The 16546-nt window shown below is 59.9% G+C and carries 19 protein-coding genes; 4 read left to right on the top strand and 15 right to left on the bottom strand.

Annotated elements, in window-relative coordinates:
* Nucleotides 1–131: 131 nt before the first annotated feature.
* Nucleotides 132–308 carry a hypothetical protein gene (locus ABOK31_RS23450; RefSeq protein WP_349961159.1) on the bottom strand — a complete coding sequence of 59 codons (177 nt, stop codon included), beginning with the start codon at nucleotides 306–308 and terminating at the stop codon, nucleotides 132–134.
* A 230-nt stretch (nucleotides 309–538) separates the two neighbouring features.
* Nucleotides 539–1489: a LysR substrate-binding domain-containing protein gene (locus ABOK31_RS23445; protein WP_349961156.1), complete on the bottom strand. Its 951-nt coding sequence runs from the start codon at nucleotides 1487–1489 to the stop codon at nucleotides 539–541.
* Nucleotides 1490–1830: 341 nt separating this feature from the next.
* Here ABOK31_RS23445 and katG point away from each other — a divergent pair, with 341 nt between their 5' ends.
* Nucleotides 1831–4029 (top strand): catalase/peroxidase HPI, encoded by a 2199-nt coding sequence (katG, locus tag ABOK31_RS23440; protein ID WP_349961153.1) that lies wholly within the window; start codon nucleotides 1831–1833, stop codon nucleotides 4027–4029.
* 81 nt (nucleotides 4030–4110) lie between these two features.
* Here katG and ABOK31_RS23435 read toward each other — a convergent pair whose 3' ends face one another.
* From ABOK31_RS23435 to ABOK31_RS23415, 5 genes are all read right to left on the bottom strand, one after another.
* Nucleotides 4111–4623: a DUF992 domain-containing protein gene (locus ABOK31_RS23435; RefSeq protein WP_349961151.1), complete on the bottom strand. Its 513-nt coding sequence runs from the start codon at nucleotides 4621–4623 to the stop codon at nucleotides 4111–4113.
* A complete protein-coding gene (locus ABOK31_RS23430; RefSeq protein WP_349961149.1) occupies nucleotides 4620–4970 on the bottom strand; it encodes a BON domain-containing protein in 351 nt (116 codons plus the stop codon). The genes ABOK31_RS23435 and ABOK31_RS23430 overlap by 4 nt, the downstream gene beginning before the upstream one ends.
* Nucleotides 4940–5128, bottom strand: a complete 189-nt coding sequence (locus ABOK31_RS23425) for a hypothetical protein (RefSeq protein ID WP_350019304.1) — start codon at nucleotides 5126–5128, stop codon at nucleotides 4940–4942. Before ABOK31_RS23425 ends, ABOK31_RS23430 begins: the two co-directional genes overlap by 31 nt.
* Before the next feature lie 361 nt (nucleotides 5129–5489).
* The gene (locus ABOK31_RS23420) at nucleotides 5490–6497 is read right to left on the bottom strand and encodes an aldo/keto reductase (RefSeq protein ID WP_174182026.1); all 1008 of its coding nucleotides are present in this window, start codon (nucleotides 6495–6497) and stop codon (nucleotides 5490–5492) included.
* A 248-nt stretch (nucleotides 6498–6745) separates the two neighbouring features.
* The gene (locus ABOK31_RS23415) at nucleotides 6746–7639 is read right to left on the bottom strand and encodes a LysR family transcriptional regulator (RefSeq protein ID WP_349961146.1); all 894 of its coding nucleotides are present in this window, start codon (nucleotides 7637–7639) and stop codon (nucleotides 6746–6748) included.
* A 119-nt stretch (nucleotides 7640–7758) separates the two neighbouring features.
* Here ABOK31_RS23415 and ABOK31_RS23410 point away from each other — a divergent pair, with 119 nt between their 5' ends.
* Nucleotides 7759–8160 carry a cupin domain-containing protein gene (locus ABOK31_RS23410; protein WP_349961145.1) on the top strand — a complete coding sequence of 134 codons (402 nt, stop codon included), beginning with the start codon at nucleotides 7759–7761 and terminating at the stop codon, nucleotides 8158–8160.
* Nucleotides 8157–8855 carry a RibD family protein gene (locus ABOK31_RS23405; RefSeq protein WP_349961143.1) on the top strand — a complete coding sequence of 233 codons (699 nt, stop codon included), beginning with the start codon at nucleotides 8157–8159 and terminating at the stop codon, nucleotides 8853–8855. Before ABOK31_RS23410 ends, ABOK31_RS23405 begins: the two co-directional genes overlap by 4 nt.
* A 75-nt stretch (nucleotides 8856–8930) precedes the next feature.
* On the opposite strand, the gene ABOK31_RS23400 is transcribed toward ABOK31_RS23405, so the two are convergent.
* From ABOK31_RS23400 to ABOK31_RS23390, 3 genes are all read right to left on the bottom strand, one after another.
* Complete coding sequence (locus ABOK31_RS23400) at nucleotides 8931–9920, bottom strand: aldo/keto reductase (RefSeq protein ID WP_349961142.1); 990 nt, start codon at nucleotides 9918–9920, stop codon at nucleotides 8931–8933.
* 233 nt (nucleotides 9921–10153) lie between these two features.
* Nucleotides 10154–10459 carry a PhnA domain-containing protein gene (locus ABOK31_RS23395; protein WP_234910364.1) on the bottom strand — a complete coding sequence of 102 codons (306 nt, stop codon included), beginning with the start codon at nucleotides 10457–10459 and terminating at the stop codon, nucleotides 10154–10156.
* Between the two features lie 151 nt (nucleotides 10460–10610).
* Nucleotides 10611–11534 (bottom strand): alpha/beta fold hydrolase, encoded by a 924-nt coding sequence (locus ABOK31_RS23390; protein WP_349961139.1) that lies wholly within the window; start codon nucleotides 11532–11534, stop codon nucleotides 10611–10613.
* 61 nt (nucleotides 11535–11595) lie between these two features.
* Between ABOK31_RS23390 and ABOK31_RS23385 the strand changes: the two genes are divergently transcribed.
* Nucleotides 11596–12222 carry a TetR/AcrR family transcriptional regulator gene (locus ABOK31_RS23385; RefSeq protein ID WP_349961138.1) on the top strand — a complete coding sequence of 209 codons (627 nt, stop codon included), beginning with the start codon at nucleotides 11596–11598 and terminating at the stop codon, nucleotides 12220–12222.
* On the opposite strand, the gene ABOK31_RS23380 is transcribed toward ABOK31_RS23385, so the two are convergent.
* The 5 genes from ABOK31_RS23380 to ABOK31_RS23360 form a co-directional block, all read right to left on the bottom strand.
* Nucleotides 12223–12573 carry a ribbon-helix-helix domain-containing protein gene (locus tag ABOK31_RS23380; RefSeq protein WP_174182013.1) on the bottom strand — a complete coding sequence of 117 codons (351 nt, stop codon included), beginning with the start codon at nucleotides 12571–12573 and terminating at the stop codon, nucleotides 12223–12225.
* A gap of 21 nt (nucleotides 12574–12594) precedes the next feature.
* Complete coding sequence (locus ABOK31_RS23375) at nucleotides 12595–13191, bottom strand: DJ-1/PfpI family protein (RefSeq protein WP_174182011.1); 597 nt, start codon at nucleotides 13189–13191, stop codon at nucleotides 12595–12597.
* Between the two features lie 94 nt (nucleotides 13192–13285).
* The gene (locus tag ABOK31_RS23370) at nucleotides 13286–13678 is read right to left on the bottom strand and encodes a DUF779 domain-containing protein (protein ID WP_174182010.1); all 393 of its coding nucleotides are present in this window, start codon (nucleotides 13676–13678) and stop codon (nucleotides 13286–13288) included.
* A 182-nt stretch (nucleotides 13679–13860) separates the two neighbouring features.
* Nucleotides 13861–15369, bottom strand: a complete 1509-nt coding sequence (adh, locus tag ABOK31_RS23365; protein WP_174182008.1) for an aldehyde dehydrogenase — start codon at nucleotides 15367–15369, stop codon at nucleotides 13861–13863.
* A 155-nt stretch (nucleotides 15370–15524) separates the two neighbouring features.
* A complete protein-coding gene (locus ABOK31_RS23360; RefSeq protein WP_174182006.1) occupies nucleotides 15525–16475 on the bottom strand; it encodes a helix-turn-helix domain-containing protein in 951 nt (316 codons plus the stop codon).
* Nucleotides 16476–16546 lie beyond the last annotated feature (71 nt).

Raw genomic sequence — 16546 nt, 5'->3', positions numbered from 1 at the left:
AACGACAGCCCTGGCCGTGAGCCGGGGCTGAGCCGTTTTCGGAGATGACGTGAAGGAGTGGAGTGCCGCAATCGACCTCGCCAGAGCCTCATCATCAGATAAGCTCGGCGCGATCCGGTCTCCGCGAAGGATTATTTGTCGAGGGCTGCCAGGCTGTCGGGCGCTCCCGGTGCGGCCTTGACAGGCGTTTCCGTGGACAGCGAGGTCTTCACCTGCACGCTCTGAGCCTGCACCAGCCGCCATTCATTTTCCAGGCGATCAATCACATACGTAGGAATTTCATCTCTTACGTTTTCAAACTCTTGCATCACGACCTCCATTGTCATGCGTCACTGGCATGACATGGAAGAGTTTCTTTGTAAATCAAGGCATTAAATTATTTAAACGATTAAAATTTTTTCAATCGTTTGAAATATGCGCGCCTGTGGAAAAGCCGCAAACAGCGTTAATGCGGAGGTGCAAGGGTTATGAACCCGGCACTGGATCATCAGCGGCGCAAGCAATACGCCCCTGCCTGCTGACCTTGCCGCCTTCACAGCTACAGGCGGCTATCAAGCTCCAGATCCTGTCTGCGCCAGATCGAATCATGCTGCTCGCGCATGGCGTCGGCCGCCTCGCGCACCACTTCGGAAATCTGCATGAGCTGTTTGACCAGAGGGCTTGTCCTGCGCCAGATCATGCCGATCGTCCGTGACGGCTGCGGGCTTTGGAAGCGGACGGTCGAAACCGAGGCCGAACGGGTTTCCACCGCGACCGCCATCTCCGGTATCAAGGTGACGCCGATGCCGGCACTGACCATCTGCACCAGCGTTGACAGCGAGCTGCCATCCATCAGCTCCCGGGGAAGCGCCGACTGTATATTGCAGAAGGAGAGCGCCTGGTCGCGGAAGCAATGCCCTTCCTCCAAGAGCAACAGCCGCATTTCGCGAAGCGCTTCCCGGTTGGGCACCGGCTTGCCTTCGTCCTCGCTCGGCCGCACCAGGACGAAGTTTTCAGCAAATAGCGGCACTTCCGTCAGAGATGCTTCGGAGATTGGCAGAGCAACGATCGCCGTATCCAGCCTCCCCTCCTCCAGCTCTTCCACCAGTTTCGAAGTCAGGGTCTCGCGCACATGGATATCGAGCCCATCATAGATGCGGGAGAGATTGCCGATGATGCTCGGCAGTAGATAGGGCGCGACGGTGGGAATAATACCGATGCGCAACCGTCCCACAGGCTGATTGTGCGATGCGCGGGCAAGATCTCCCAGCTCGTCGACGGAGCGCAGGATGTCGCGGACGCGGATCGCGAACGCTTCTCCGAAATTGGTCAACCGGACCTGTCTCGCGCCTCTTTCGAAAAGATTCGTGCCGAGTTGCTCCTCCAATTCCTTGATCTGCATCGATAAGGCGGGCTGGGAGATCGCGCATAGATCGGCGGCGCGTCCGAAGTGGCCGAGCCGGGCCAGCGCTTCGAAATAGCGAAGCTGTTTAAGCGTGAAGTTTGCCATAAGCCTATCTTATCGCACCAATCAGGAAATCCAACTTAAATTAATGGAAAGCCTTGGCTATAGTGCCGCAGCAGAGATGAGATGCGGCCGCCTGTCACATGAAGCTCACATTGAGAGCATTGACTGCGTTCAGTTCATCGATGCACGGGCCGGTCGGAAGGCAGGATACCCAAGCTTTGCCTGCTTCCGCGCCTCCGTTTCATGCGAGGCCAGAACAACGAGAGATTCATGCGTCTGACATGTCGCCGCCATACCCGTTTTAGAGCCGGACCATTTCCCGGCGGGCTGGCAAAGCTCCTTCTCCGGTCGTCACAAATCAAATCATCGTAAGGGAGAAAATTATGGATACGAAAGTCGAAAATGCCGGCAAGTGTCCGTTTCCGCATGGGAACACGAGCGTTTCGGCTCGTTCGAACCGCGACTGGTGGCCGAACCAGCTGAACCTTCGGATTCTGCACCAGAATTCGGCCCTTTCCAGCCCGATGGGCAAGGCGTTCAACTACGCCGAGGAATTCAAGAAGCTCGACCTGGAGGCCCTGAAGAAGGACCTCACCGCCCTTATGACGGATTCGCAGGAATGGTGGCCGGCCGACTTCGGCCATTACGGCCCGCTCTTCATCCGCATGGCCTGGCATAGCGCCGGCACCTACCGCACCGGCGACGGCCGCGGCGGCGCCTCTTCCGGCACGCAGCGTTTCGCGCCGCTCAACAGCTGGCCGGATAACGTCAACCTCGACAAGGCTCGCCGCCTGCTGTGGCCGCTCAAGCAGAAATACGGCAACAGCATCTCCTGGGCCGACCTGCTGATCCTCACCGGCAACGTCGCACTGGAATCCATGGGCTTCAAGACCTTCGGCTTCGGCGGTGGTCGCGAAGACATCTGGGAGCCGGAAGAAGATATCTATTGGGGTGCGGAAGATACCTGGCTCGGCGACAAGCGCTACAGTGGCGACCGCGATCTGGAAAACCCGCTCGCAGCGGTGCAGATGGGCCTGATCTACGTCAATCCGGAAGGCCCGAACGGCAATCCCGACCCGCTCGCAGCGGCCCGTGACATCCGCGAAACCTTCGCCCGCATGGCCATGAACGACGAAGAAACCGTCGCCCTCATCGCCGGCGGCCATACCTTCGGCAAGACCCATGGTGCCGGCGATGCCGCCCATGTCGGCCCTGAGCCGGAAGCGGCCGGCATCGAAGAACAAGGCCTCGGCTGGAAGAACAGCTTCCGCAGCGGCAAGGGCGGTGACACGATCGGCAGCGGTCTCGAAGTCACCTGGACCTCGACGCCGACCAAGTGGAGCAACAACTTCTTCTGGAACCTGTTCGGCTATGAATGGGAACTGACGAAGAGCCCGGCCGGCGCCCATCAGTGGGTACCGAAGCACGGCGCTGGCGCCGGCTCGATCCCGGATGCTCACGACAAGTCCAAGCGCCATGCTCCGTCGATGCTGACGACCGACCTCGCCCTGCGCTTCGATCCGGCCTATGAGAAGATCTCCCGCCGCTTCTTCGAAAATCCGGACGAGTTCGCCGATGCCTTTGCCCGCGCATGGTTCAAGCTGACCCATCGCGACATGGGTCCGCGCGTGCGCTATCTCGGCCCGGAAGTGCCGAGCGAAGAGCTCATCTGGCAGGACCCGATCCCGGCTGCCGGTCACGCATCGATCGATGCCAACGATGTCGACACGCTCAAGGGCGAGATTGCCGCATCGGGCCTGACGATCCCGCAGCTGGTTTCGACCGCCTGGGCGTCGGCCTCGACCTTCCGCGGCTCCGACAAGCGCGGTGGTGCAAACGGCGCTCGCATCCGCCTGGCGCCGCAGAAGGACTGGGAAGCCAATCAGCCGGCCCAGCTCGCTTCCGTGCTCAACACGCTCGAAGGCATCCAGAAGAAGTTCAACGATACCCAGACCGGCGGCAAGACGGTATCGATTGCCGACCTTATCGTTCTCGGCGGCTCGGTTGCCATTGAACAGGCTGCGAAGAAGGCCGGCCATGACGTGGTCGTACCCTTCGCTCCCGGCCGTACCGATGCGACGCAGGAACAGACCGATGTCGAAGCATTCGCCGTTCTCGAGCCGATCGTCGACGGTTTCCGCAACTACCAGCGTCAGGCCTATACCGTCTCTTCGGAAGAGCTGCTGATCGACAAGGCACATCTGCTGACGCTGACGGCTCCGGAAATGACCGCCCTCATCGGCGGCCTGCGCGCACTGAACGCCAATGTCGGCCAGAGCCAGCACGGCGTCCTCACCAAGCGTCCGGAAACACTGACCAACGACTTCTTCGTGAACCTGCTCGACATGGGGACGGAGTGGAAGGCCGTTTCGGATGCCAAAGACGTCTTCGAAGGCCGCGACCGTGCGACCGGCGACGTGAAGTGGACGGCAACGCGTGCCGACCTCGTCCTCGGCTCCAACTCGCAGCTGCGTGCGATCGCCGAAGTTTACGGCCAGGCCGATGCCGAGAAGAAGTTCGTACAGGACTTCGTCGCGGCATGGACCAAAGTCATGAACGCCGACCGCTTCGACATCGCTTGAAGTGACTGAATAAAACGCCCGGACGCGACCCTACTCAGGTCGCGTCCGGGCATGACGTGATTTCTAGACGCACTCCGGACCTCAGCGGGCGGACTGCAATTGCAGGCGCGAGACGCCGGCTGCAACGTTCAGGCCCGTTCCCGCTTCCGCGCTCAGCGGCTGCAGCGCGAAATTCTTGGAATTGCCACCCACCAGAGCGTTCGCACCGAGGCCGAGCCCCACGGAAGCGCCTGCCGAAGCACCGACGTAGGTGCCGGCCAGGGCACCGTCGCCCACACGCGTCGGCGCGGTATTGACGACAACCCAGCTCATATAGGTCTTGCGGGTGACCCCGATATCGATGCCGAGCTTGCCGATTGTGCCCGTATAGCGTTCAGCTCTGCCGGTTCGCTGCTTGAATGTGCAGCTGATCGCCTTGTTCGATCCGATAATCATGCCGACACCGCCGGCGACCTCGCAAGACAGCGTTCCGAGCCTTTGCTTCGGCTCGGACACCACTTGTGCCGACTGCCTTTTGGAGTGAGTGCTGGCAGCGGAAGCCGCAGAACCAAAGGCAACTGCAATTGCCGCCGCCGCTATAATGAATTTTTTCATGACGTCTCCTTCGGCGTTTTGGGCGCCGCGGTCTGTCCGGGCGGCGCAGGGGAATTCGACAGCTCGATTTGCGGATGAGGATGGCTGGAAGGGTCGCGATCGGCCCGCAGGGCGATATTGCTGACGACGCGGGTCCTGGCATATTCGGCAGCTATTGCAATGGCCCGCTGCCGCGCCTCATCGGTCGATGCCACTCCGGAGAGAACGATTGCGCCTTCCATGGCGGCAACTTCGATATGACAATCCTCAAGTCCCTCGGCATAGGCGATCAGGCAGCGGATGGCCGCACAGGTTGCGTAACGATCCGACGATGCCGTCATCGATGGGGACTTGGCCAGGAAAAGCATTGGAAGCCTCGATAAATCGCGGGGGCGAAGTTTCGCACGCGCTTGACGTCAGCGAAGCGCGTGTCGATGGGGTCTTTGGCCTTGCCCACTTGCGCCAGGATCTTGCCTTCGACCTTTTCGGCGGCACCTTCGATCTTGAGCCGATTGTTTCCTGTCAGCCTTCCTGCGGCCTCCTTGATGGAACCGCTTGCCTCCTTGACTGCGCCTTTGACACGGTTCTTGTCAATTTCTTATCTCCTTGAGCTTTTCAAAAGAGGAGGTATCGGCGTTCCACCGAGACCATGAACAATGAAGTAGGGCGGCAATGCATAGCTTGCAGGGCAGAATGTACTATTGGTGCGAGTGGAAAATAGCCTTTTTGAGGCCATCACACGCATTCATCTGCCGATGACCGCAGCCCGGCACTCATGCTAAGCCTCTTTAAACGACTGAAATATTAGATGGGCCAGCGAACCGATAAGGAAAGCTATTACGACCGTCAGCAGATGACAGCGTCGGCAACCGCTCGCAAGCGACGGTTTAGTCTACGCAGCACAGAGGTGCTGCATTCTGCAACGGCAGCGGCAGGGCAATGACGGGATTGGGGATCGTAAGGGCGTCCAGAGTCGCCGTCTGTTCCGGCGAAAGCCGAACTTCAAGCGCGCCGATATCCTCATTGAGTTGTTCCAGCGTGTGAACGCCGATAATCGTTGAGGATACGCCAAGGCGCGCCATTGCCCAGGCAAGGGCGACGCGTGCGGTTGTCGTACCGAGTTCATCGGCGACGCGGAACAGGGCGTCGACGATTTCAAGATCCTGCTCGTCGGGCCTTTGCGCCAATTGTGCCGCATGCCCCGCCCTCACGCCCGCTTTGTTGGCGCGGGTATATTGGCCGCTGATGAGACCGCCGCTCAACGGCGAATGGGAGACGACACCAAGCCCCAATCCCCGCGCCAGAGGGATGAGCTCGATTTCAAATAGCCGCGCGGCGAGCGAATATTCGATCTGCAGACCGATGAACGGCTTCCAGCCGTTGGACTGCGACAAGAGGTGGGCATGCGCGACCTTCCACGCCGGCGTATCGGAAATGCCGAAATAACGCAGCTTTCCCGACTGAACGAGGTCATGGAGCGCCTCCAGCATTTCTTCCAAAGGGACCTGTATGTCCCAATTGTCCAGCCAATAGAGATCGAGATAGTCGGTACGCAGCCGCCGAAGAGCCTGTTCGAAGCCGTCTATCACGGCTTTGCGGCCCAGCGTTTCGCGATGCCACTCAACATTGAACTTGGCGGCGACGACCAGACGATCGCGTCTGATCGCGTTCTGTGCGACATAGCTGCCGACAACCGTCTGGCCGCCCGCTTTTTTTGCCCCGCTGCCCGTATCGAGATAATTGCCCCCCAGTTCGAGATATCGCGCAAGGACTGACGCGGGCTGATTTTCGCGCGACTTCCAAGCAAAACCCTCGTCGAAGGTCATGGTTCCGAGCGCAAGCGGACTGACGCGCAACTCCGAGCGGCCGAGTGCGGCATAGTCATCAAGATGCATGCATAGTCCCCCAGCCGGCTTGCAGCCGATACATAACTTTACACGCTATGTAAGAGCATCCAGCAAAGGAATTAAGCAGCAATTTGCAATTTTACAATTCGGAAATCCGGATAATCAGCCCGGTATCGTTCGATTTTGCAACCGCGTGGCCCGTGAGGAACGGTTCTCCCCAGTCGCCGCATGTCTTTGGCCACATGCACTGCAGCATTCATGATCGGCGGGGCTCAGTTCACCCTTCCCGGGAGCAACTAGCCGCGATACCGCAATGCGTCGACCAGCAGAGAAAAAGCCGCGGAGGGCTGCCGTCGGCTTGGATAATACAGATGATAGCCGGAAAACGGCGCGCACCAGTCTTCCATGACGCGCACAAGCCGCCCCTCCCCGACATCGGTCGCGACATGATCTTCCATGACGAAGCCAAGACCCAGTCCTGCCTTCGCAGCCCTCACGATCATGCCGACATTGTTGAAGACGAGCTGCCCCTCTACCCTGGCACGAAGCTCCCGCCCATCCTTTTCCAACTCCCAGGCATAGAGGCCGCCGGAACTCGGCAGACGCAGATTTATGCAATTGTGCTCGGCAAGTTCATTCGGCGCTTTCGGCGGAGGATTCCTGGCGAGATATGCCGGGGACCCGACGATGACCATGCGCACATCGGGACTGATCTTGACGGCGATCATATCCTTGGCGAGCGCCTCGCCAAGCCGGACGCCTGCATCGAAGCGATCAGCAACGATATCGCGCAGGCTGGAATCGATGCTGAGTTCGACGTGGATATCCGGATATTGCGGCAGGAGCCTTTCAAGGGCCGGCCAGAGAATGGTGGTGGCAGCGTGCTCGGAGGTGGTGATGCGGATGGTTCCTGCCGGCCTTTCGCGCAGCTCGCGCAGGGAAGCGAGTTCGCTATCGATGCTTTCGAGCGCCGGGCCAAGAGTGGCAAGCAGCCGCTCGCCCGCTTCCGTTAGAGCCACATTGCGGGTGGTTCGTGTCAGCAGGCGCACGCCCAGCCGCGCCTCCAGACGCCGGATCGTATGGCTGAGGGATGATTGCGACGTGCCGAGTTTCGCGGCGGCACGCGTAAAGCTCCTCTCCTCGGCCACAACAGCAAAGGCGTTGAGATCGACCAGTTCTTCCCGCTGCATTTATGAGCCCCAGATATAATTATATGTCATTTATATTGTATGGTCCCGGTTATCCGGCAAGTCTAAGGTGCCTTGAAAAACGGCGAAAGAGCCGCAAGTTCCCCCAAGAGGTGCAGGACATGGACATCAAACGCAGCGGTTTCCAGCCATCGGCCAAAGGGCCGGAAGACTATTTCACGGGTGTGGTTCGCATCGACGCGCCTTTTAGCGGCCGCGGCAATCTCAGCGGCGCGACCGTGACTTTCGAGCCCGGCGCCCGCACCGCGTGGCACACTCATCCCTTCGGTCAGACCTTGCTCGTTGTTTCAGGCCTCGGGCGCGTGCAGCGCGAAGGCGGCCCGGTGGAAGAAATCCGTCCCGGCGACATCGTCTGGTTCGCGCCGGACGAAAAGCACTGGCATGGAGCATCGCCCGATTGCGCCATGAGCCATATCGCGATCGCCGAAAAGGAAAACGGTTCGCCGGTGACATGGCTGGAGAAGGTGAGCGACGCGGATTATCTCGGAAAGGCACAATCATGAAGCCATATGTCATCTGCCACATGGTCTCGTCTCTCGACGGCGGCCTGCATCCCAGCTGCTGGACACATAGTTCGGACGGCAAGCTCAGTGACTGGACGGCGCTCTATCAATCCTGTCACGAGAAGCTTGAAGGCGATGCCTGGATGGTCGGTCGCGTCACGATGGCCGAGATGACCAAGGGCAGCCCGCATCCACCGCATGAACACGGCGCGGTGGCGCGTCCCCTCCATTTCGCCAATCGGAAAGCGGCCAATTTCGCCATTGCCATAGATATTTCCGGCAGGCTGCATTTCACCACGAATGAAATCGATGGCGATCACATCGTCGTCCTCCTCGGCAGCGACGTGCCGGACAGCCATCTGGCCGAGCTCACGAACGACGGCATTTCCTACATTGCCTCCGAGCAAGCTCAGCCTGACCTGGCCGCCATGCTTGATACGCTGGAGCACGAACTCGGCATCAAGCGCCTGCTGCTGGAAGGCGGTGCCGGGATCAACGGCTCCTTCCTTGCTGCCGGTCTTGTCGATGAAATCAGCCTGATCATCGCACCCGTTCTCGACGGACGCGCCGCAAGCCAGAGCATCGTCGAACATGGGGAGGGAGGTTTGGCAGGAAAAATCCAGCTCTCGCTCAAAAGCTGCGAGCCGCTGGCGCATGGGGCGGTCTATCTGCGTTATGCGGTCACCCCATCTTGATGTCGACGGCACATCTATTGGTCGGCGCAGCATAGGGTTCGTGGCCGCCGATCGACGGCCACGGGATTGCTCAGTTCAGCGGCCGGTGGTCTTCATCAGTTGCTCGGGATAGCGCTCGCCCTCGATCGCAATGTCTGCAGCTGCGCGCTTAATTTCGGCAAGTTCCGCCGCGCTCAGCTCGACATCCGCAGCCGCAAGATTCTCTTCCAGACGATGCAGCTTGGTCGTGCCTGGGATCGGCACGATCCAAGGTTTCTGCGCCATAAGCCATGCAAGCGCGACCTGGGCCGTGGTTGCCTGCTTGCGACCGGCAATCTGCTTGAGGAGATCGATGAGCGCCTGGTTCTTTTCCATCGCCTCGGGCGTGAAGCGCGGCAGAATGCGACGGAAATCATTCTCGCCAAGCTTCGTATCCTTGTCCATCGCGCCCGTCAGGAAGCCCTTGCCGAGCGGGCTATAGGCGACGAGACCGATGCCCAATTCCTCGCAGGCCTGCAGGATGCCGTTGGTTTCAGGTCCACGCGTCCAGAGCGAGTATTCGTTCTGCAGCGCCGTAACGGGCTGCACCGCATGGGCGCGGCGCACCGTCTGCGCACCGGGCTCGGAAAGACCGAAATGCCGCACCTTGCCCGCAGCGATCAGATCCTTCACCGCGCCTGCCACATCCTCGATCGGCACATCGGGATCGACACGGTGCTGATAGAAGAGATCGATGATCTCGATGCCCAACCGTTTCAGCGAGGCATCGGCGACGGCGCGAATATTCTCGGGACGGCTGTCGAAGCCGTTCGACTTGCCGTTCTCGATCCTGAAGCCGAATTTCGTGGCGATGACGACCCGATCACGCACGGGCTTCAGGGCCTCGCCGACGATTTCCTCGTTGGTAAAGGGACCATAGATTTCGGCGGTGTCAAAGAAGGTCACACCACGCTCGACGGCATCACGTATGAGCCTGACACCGTCATCCTTGGCCAGCGCATGGCCATAGCCGAAGTTCAGCCCCATGCAGCCGAAGCCCAGGGCCGAAACTTCAAGGCCGCTTTTTCCAAGTACACGCTTCTTCATCGCATCTCTCCTGCTGTCGCAAGCGTTTCGGGTTCGATGCGCATAAGATATGGGAGGCCGAACCTAGTGATTAGGCGGCATAATCAGCATGAAGCTATATTCGATGTTCATGAATACGCTATCGGCCGGACGCCAGTAACTATAGGTCTTCAAAGAACATCTCCTTGATTTCCGCCCGGAACACGGCCGTCCATCGAAAACACAGCCGTCTGGCGATATCAGGCCAAGTTTTTCTAGCGCTTGCGTATGAATTCGGTACGGAGAACCAATCCCTTGATCCCGTCGTAGCGGCAATCGACTTCTTCAGGGTTGTCGGTCAGTCGAATCGACCTGATAACGGTACCCTGCTTCAAGGTCTGATTGGCGCCCTTCACTTTCAAATCCTTGATGAGGGTGACGGAGTCGCCATCGGCAAGGACGTTGCCGCTCGCATCGTAAACGACAAACTCCGCGGCGGCAGCAGCCGCTGCCATCTCCGCGGCAGGTCGCCACTCACCGGTCACTTCGTCGTAGATATATTCGTCATCTTGGCTGCTCATGCCATACTCCATCCTGCAGGTTTTCTGAGTATTCCAAAGCCGGCAAACGCCTGACTTTCATCTCATTCATGATTGATAAATGGCGTCTACCCGAGACAATCAGCCTATGCAATAAGCGCGAAGCGAAGACCCGAGCGGACACTTGGCTTTCCTATTTCAGCTTGGATGCCGGCCAGGGATTGCGGCCCTCCCGAAGCCACGACAGCGTATTGACCCAGAAACCCTCAGCATGGCTATCGTGAAACAGGCCGAAATGGCCGATTGCGGACCGACCGAAATCAGCCGGGCGGAGCAGCACCGACTGGCGTTGCGCACCGGTATAATAATTCAGTGTGCGGTGAATTGCCGGCACGGTGCCAAGTTCGTCGTCCGAAACGGCAACGGCCAGGATCGATGCCTTGACAGCGCCCATTCGCCGCAGCACATCCCCCCTCTCGCCCGCAGGATGGCTGCGCTCGAACCGAGGGCCGCGAAAGCTCCACTCGTTTGCCACGCCTTTCGGCAAGTCCTCCAGCCAGCCAAGCCGGCGGCCCGGGAAATAACCGCAAAGCCCAGTCAGCGCAGGCATGGCGACATGCCATTTGAGGAACAGGGCGGCGCGGCGGCGGCGCATGTAATCCCCCCACCAGGCATATTGAGCTCCGACCGTCAGCATTCTGTCGATCATCGAGGCGCTTTCGGCCAGTCCAGGCAGGAAGCCACCGACACTATGGCCGATCACCATGAGGGGACCGCTGCGTCGATGCTCGATCATCAGTTGAAGCGCAGCCTCGAAATCCCTCTCCCCCCAATCGCGCCAGCGATAGCCCACCCCTCGCAGTTCCTGCGGTCGCGACTGGCCGATGCCGCGATAGTCGAAGGTGAGGACATCGAACCCATTTTGCGCCAGAAATCGCGCGTAGCGATGATAGTAGCGCGCAAGAACCCCGGTGGCCGGATTGATGATCACGCTACCCTCCGGCTTACCTGCCTCCGCCAGCCAGAGATGGCCGCCAAGGGTGACACCATCGCGGCACGAAATGGAAATCGGCAGGCTCCGCGGCTTTGCGGCTGGTGGAATTGGTTGCTCGCTCATAGCCGGCAGGATGGGGCCATTGCCACATTGTGTATATTCACTACCCGGTATACATTGAGCCATGAAAGACAGCTCACAGCCGACACGCGAACGCATTCTTCAGGCGGCAGGAAAGCTCTTCCATCGCGACGGCATCCGCGCGATCAGTGTCGATGCCATCGCCGAGAAGGCAGGCATTACCAAACGCACTCTCTATTATCATTTCCGCAGCAAGGACGACCTGATCGCCGCGCATCTGCAGGCGCGCGACGAGCCGAACCTTGCGCTCTTCAAAGGCTGGTTCGAGGAAACGGAAGGCGATACCGCCGAGAAGGTCGCAGGCATTTTCCGTCATCTAGCGCAATCGGCGCGCAACGCCAAATGGAAAGGCTGTGGCTTCCTGCGGACCTCGGTCGAACTCATCAATCTTCCTGGCCATCCGGCCCTGGTTGCGGCGCGCGCCCATAAGAAACGCGTGGAGGACTGGCTGGGTTCGATCTTTATGGAAGCGGGAGCGAGCGATGATGCCCAGCCGCTCGCACGCCAGATCATGCTGCTCCTCGATGGTTCATTTGCGGTCGTGCTGCTTCATCGAGATCCGAGCTACATGGAAACCGCAGCGGATGCTGTGGCGCAACTCATTGCCGATAAATTATCGCGTACCAGAGGGAACGAGAGCGGCCTCCGGGGAGCCGCATCAGTTGGCTGATCAATGATATTTCAGGCGCTCGCGGCCGAGGATGGCGGGAGCATCGACACCGGCGATCGGCTGGGAGAGATCGCTCGAAATGTCACCGGCAAGCTGCAGGTCGAGATAGCGTGAGCAGCAGACTCGCAGGAACGAGGTGAAATTACCGAGATCGTGACCGGCATCGATCGATTCATGGTGCAGCTTGGTAATGAGCTGCACCACGTTCATGCCGTCACGCCGCGCGATTTCCTCCAGCTTCGACCAGAAGAAGTTTTCCAGTCTGACGCTCGTCACCATACCGTCGATGCGCAGGGAGCGCGTGGTGCTTTCCCAGAGCCTGGCATCGGCCTTGATGAACAATTCGCACATGCGCGTCTCCCTCCTTCAGTTTCAGGCGGCGTTTGCTGCCGACAAAGCATTGGCGTCGAGTACGGCCATGAATTGCCGCAGCCATGACGGATGCGCCGGCCAGGCCGGTGCAGTCACGAGGTTGCCGTCGGCGACCGCGTCATTGATAGCGATATCGGCATAGATGCCGCCGGCAAGTTCCACCTCGGGGCGGCAGGCGGGGTATGCCGAGCAGGTGCGTCCCTTGAGCACGCCTGCCGCGCTCAGCAGTTGCGCGCCATGGCAAATCGCGGCCACCGGCTTGTCTGCCTCGAAGAAATGCTGAACGGCCTTGATGACATCAGGATTCAGCCGCAGATATTCCGGTGCTCGACCACCCGGAATGACGAGCGCGTCATAGTCTTCGGCGCGGATGCTGGCGAAGGTCGCGTTCAGTGCAAAATTGTGGCCGCGCTTTTCGGAATAGGTCTGGTCGCCTTCGAAATCGTGGATGGCCGTTGCCACCGTTTCGCCGGCATTCTTACCGGGGCAAACGGCATGGACCGTATAGCCGCAGGCAAGCAGCGTCTGAAACGGCACCATGGTCTCATAGTCCTCGGTGAAATCACCTGTAATCATCAGGATCTTTGCTGCTGGCATCGTTGTCCTCCCTCAAAACCAACAGATCTCACCTTAGCAAAGCGTCTGCGACCGCGGGTATTAGGCGAATACTACACGCGATTTATGACCCTGCTTATTGCGCTGGCGGACGCCGGATCTCCGGGATCGCACAAGCCTCGCCGCCGCCGAAGAGGCGGGAACGGGTCAGAAACCGCTTCTCCCGCCCGTTGTCGAGCGAGAACATGCCGCCACGTCCCGGCACGACGTCGATGATGAGTTGCGTATGCTTCCAGGCCTCGAACTGGCTGCCGCTGATATAGACGGGCACGCCACCGATCTCACCGAGCTTGACGTCATTGTCACCGATCATGAATTCATTGGCCGGATAGCACATCGGCGAGGAGCCGTCGCAGCAACCGCCCGACTGATGAAACAGGATATCGGGATGGTCCTGTTGTATCTCGCGGATGAGTTCAAGCGCCTTGTCGGTCGCGAGCACTCGATGCTCCGATCCATTATCGTCCATGATGATCCTCCATCGCCGCCTGAAAAAGATAGAGCGGTTCAGCTTTTCACGGAATCTCTGAACCGCTCTATCTTTTTGATTTCACGCAATTCCGGACGAAAAACAGCTGCGCACTTTTCCTGGAATTGCTTGAGAAGGCCCCCGGCCGCAGCCGGGAGCCTTGCTGGCTTCCTTGGGAGAACTCAGAAGAAGCCGAGCGCCTTCGGGCTATAGCTCACCAGCATGTTCTTGGTCTGCTGGTAGTGGTCGAGCATCATCTTGTGCGTCTCACGCCCGATGCCTGATTGCTTGTAACCGCCAAAGGCGGCATGCGCGGGATAGGCATGATAGCAATTCGTCCAGACACGGCCGGCCTGGATCTCGCGGCCGAAGCGATAAGCGCGATTGCCATCGCGGGTCCACACGCCGGCGCCAAGGCCGTAAAGCGTATCGTTGGCGATTTCGAGCGCTTCCTTCTCGTCCTTGAAGGTCGTCACGGAAACGACCGGCCCGAAGATTTCTTCCTGGAACACGCGCATCTTGTTGTGGCCCTTGAAGATGGTCGGCTTGATGTAATAGCCGCTCGACAGCTCACCGCCGAGATCGGCACGCGCGCCGCCCGTCAGCACTTCTGCACCTTCCTGCCTACCGATATCGAGATAGGAGAGGATCTTCTCCATCTGCTCGCTCGATGCCTGGGCGCCGATCATGGTTGCGGAATCAAGCGGATTGCCCTGCTTGATAGCTTCCACGCGCTTGACGGCCCGCTCCATGAAGCGGTCGTAGACCGATTCCTGGATCAGCGCGCGACTGGGGCATGTGCAGACCTCGCCCTGGTTGAGGGCGAACATCGCAAAGCCTTCCAGCGCCTTGTCGAAGAAATCATCGTCCTCGGCTGCGACGTCGGCAAAGAAGATATTCGGCGACTTGCCGCCGAGTTCGAGCGTAACGGGGATGAGGTTCTGGCTGGCATATTGCATGATGAGCCGGCCGGTCGTCGTCTCGCCGGTAAAGGCGATCTTGGCGATGCGCGGGCTGGTCGCAAGCGGCTTGCCGGCCTCCAGACCGAAACCATTGACGATGTTGAGGACGCCCGGCGGCAGGAGATCGCCGATCAGCTCGGCCCAGACCAGAAGCGAGGCCGGCGTCTGCTCAGCCGGCTTGATGACGACGCAATTGCCGGCGGCCAGTGCCGGCGCAAGCTTCCACGCGGCCATCAGGATCGGGAAGTTCCAGGGAATGATCTGGCCGACGACGCCGAGCGGCTCATGGAAATGGTAGGCGACGGTGTCGTGGTCGATCTCCCCGATCGAGCCTTCCTGAGCGCGAATGCAGGACGCAAAGTAGCGGAAATGGTCGATGGCGAGCGGAATATCGGCCGCCATGGTTTCACGGATCGGCTTGCCGTTGTCCCAGCTTTCCGCCTGCGCCAGCACTTCCAGCTTGTCTTCCATGCGCTGGGCGATCTTCATCAGGATGTTGGAGCGCTCTGCAACAGCGGTCCGGCCCCATTTGTCCTTTGCCGCATGGGCGGCATCGAGCGCGGCGTTGATATCCTTCTCGTCCGAGCGCGGTATCTCGCAAATCTTGCCGCCGGTGATCGGCGTCAGATTGTCGAAATATTTGCCGCCGATCGGCTCGCGCCACTCGCCACCGATATAGTTGCCATATTTCAGCTTGAACGGAGATTCGACGATCTTTTGATGCAGCATGCCATCCTCCCTTGGTCGAAAGGTTCGATAAGCGAACCGGATGAGGGAAGTCTGAGGGCATATCGCGGCAGGCGATAGGGGCGGCCTTACATGCTGCAGCGCACAGTGTCGCAACTCTGCGACAGCCGCCAGATCGAATGCGCGTCGACAGTGCTTCAGTGCAGATTGAGCCGCTTCATCTTCCGATGCAGCGTCGAGCGGCTCATGCCGAGTGCGGTCGCTGCCTGAGAGACATTGCCGCTGGCACGGGAAAGAGCCCTGAGCAGGGCCGCGCGTTCAGCCTCGGCCAGATCCTCGCCCACGGCCGCCTGCTCGCGAAGTACGTCGGATGCCGGAATTCCTGCGGCAATACGGTGATCGTCGAGCTTCAGCGCGAGACGAGCCGCCCGGGTCGCACCGAGCACGAGGTCGTTGCGGTCGACTGCCAGAAGCGCCGAGGTGGATGCCGTATCCGTCGGCACCATGACAAAACGGGCGCCGGCAAAGGCGCTGCGGAAAAGATTGAGCTCGATGCGCACCGCTGCGTCTCGCACCGTCTGCGAGAGGATCGCCAGAGTGGCATCGTTCACGTCGTCGCGGCAACTCGAAATGTCGAGCGCGCCGGCAAGCTGGCCACGATGATCGCGGATCGGAGCCGTCGTGCAGCTGAGATTGATGTTGGAGCAGAAGAAGTGCTGATCGCGAAAGATCGCGACAGCCCGCTCATCGGCCAATGCCGTACCGATGCCGTTGGTGCCGATGCTGGCCTCGGTCCAGACCGAACCGGTCCACAGACCGAGATCGTAGAACTCCTTGTCGTCGCCGGCGGCGCCGCGGCGTTCCAGCGCGATACCGTCGCGATCGGTCAGAAGCAGGCAGCAGCCGGCCTTGCCGACTGCGAGGAAAAGGCGATCCAGCTCGTTGCTGGCTTCGGCGACCAGCCGTTCTGATCGTTCCAGTGCGGCTTGAAATTCCTGGTTGCCCAGGCGCATCGGCAGACGCTTCTCCTCCGGCGCCAGGCGATGCATGACCATGCACCGCCGCCAAGAGGCAACGACCGAAGAACTCGCCGCCGTCGATTGCGCCGACGCGTAAACCTGATCCGCATGCGCGGAATAGTCGTGCATTTGGCTCCTCCCACCGAACGCTGCGCTAATTGTCGCTAAAAAAGGCCATTGACGCAATCCTCCCGGCGGCT

Origin of the sequence: Rhizobium sp. ZPR4 (assembly GCF_040215725.1) — a bacterium.
GTDB classification, from domain to species: domain Bacteria; phylum Pseudomonadota; class Alphaproteobacteria; order Rhizobiales; family Rhizobiaceae; genus Rhizobium; species Rhizobium rhizogenes_D.
Note: the sequence above shows the minus strand (reverse complement) of the source record. Positions and strands in the feature narration are given on the sequence as shown.

What these genes read in the sequence shown, in the direction of transcription:
- ABOK31_RS23450 (WP_349961159.1), bottom strand. Translation starts at nt 308, where the DNA reads ATGCAAGAGTTTGAAAACGTAAGAGATGAAATTCCTACGTATGTGATT.
- ABOK31_RS23445 (WP_349961156.1), bottom strand. Translation starts at nt 1,489, where the DNA reads ATGGCAAACTTCACGCTTAAACAGCTTCGCTATTTCGAAGCGCTGGCC.
- katG (WP_349961153.1), top strand. Translation starts at nt 1,831, where the DNA reads ATGGATACGAAAGTCGAAAATGCCGGCAAGTGTCCGTTTCCGCATGGG.
- ABOK31_RS23435 (WP_349961151.1), bottom strand. Translation starts at nt 4,623, where the DNA reads ATGAAAAAATTCATTATAGCGGCGGCGGCAATTGCAGTTGCCTTTGGT.
- ABOK31_RS23430 (WP_349961149.1), bottom strand. Translation starts at nt 4,970, where the DNA reads ATGCTTTTCCTGGCCAAGTCCCCATCGATGACGGCATCGTCGGATCGT.
- ABOK31_RS23420 (WP_174182026.1), bottom strand. Translation starts at nt 6,497, where the DNA reads ATGCATCTTGATGACTATGCCGCACTCGGCCGCTCGGAGTTGCGCGTC.
- ABOK31_RS23415 (WP_349961146.1), bottom strand. Translation starts at nt 7,639, where the DNA reads ATGCAGCGGGAAGAACTGGTCGATCTCAACGCCTTTGCTGTTGTGGCC.
- ABOK31_RS23410 (WP_349961145.1), top strand. Translation starts at nt 7,759, where the DNA reads ATGGACATCAAACGCAGCGGTTTCCAGCCATCGGCCAAAGGGCCGGAA.
- ABOK31_RS23405 (WP_349961143.1), top strand. Translation starts at nt 8,157, where the DNA reads ATGAAGCCATATGTCATCTGCCACATGGTCTCGTCTCTCGACGGCGGC.
- ABOK31_RS23400 (WP_349961142.1), bottom strand. Translation starts at nt 9,920, where the DNA reads ATGAAGAAGCGTGTACTTGGAAAAAGCGGCCTTGAAGTTTCGGCCCTG.
- ABOK31_RS23395 (WP_234910364.1), bottom strand. Translation starts at nt 10,459, where the DNA reads ATGAGCAGCCAAGATGACGAATATATCTACGACGAAGTGACCGGTGAG.
- ABOK31_RS23390 (WP_349961139.1), bottom strand. Translation starts at nt 11,534, where the DNA reads ATGAGCGAGCAACCAATTCCACCAGCCGCAAAGCCGCGGAGCCTGCCG.
- ABOK31_RS23385 (WP_349961138.1), top strand. Translation starts at nt 11,596, where the DNA reads ATGAAAGACAGCTCACAGCCGACACGCGAACGCATTCTTCAGGCGGCA.
- ABOK31_RS23380 (WP_174182013.1), bottom strand. Translation starts at nt 12,573, where the DNA reads ATGTGCGAATTGTTCATCAAGGCCGATGCCAGGCTCTGGGAAAGCACC.
- ABOK31_RS23375 (WP_174182011.1), bottom strand. Translation starts at nt 13,191, where the DNA reads ATGCCAGCAGCAAAGATCCTGATGATTACAGGTGATTTCACCGAGGAC.
- ABOK31_RS23370 (WP_174182010.1), bottom strand. Translation starts at nt 13,678, where the DNA reads ATGGACGATAATGGATCGGAGCATCGAGTGCTCGCGACCGACAAGGCG.
- adh (WP_174182008.1), bottom strand. Translation starts at nt 15,369, where the DNA reads ATGCTGCATCAAAAGATCGTCGAATCTCCGTTCAAGCTGAAATATGGC.
- ABOK31_RS23360 (WP_174182006.1), bottom strand. Translation starts at nt 16,475, where the DNA reads ATGCACGACTATTCCGCGCATGCGGATCAGGTTTACGCGTCGGCGCAA.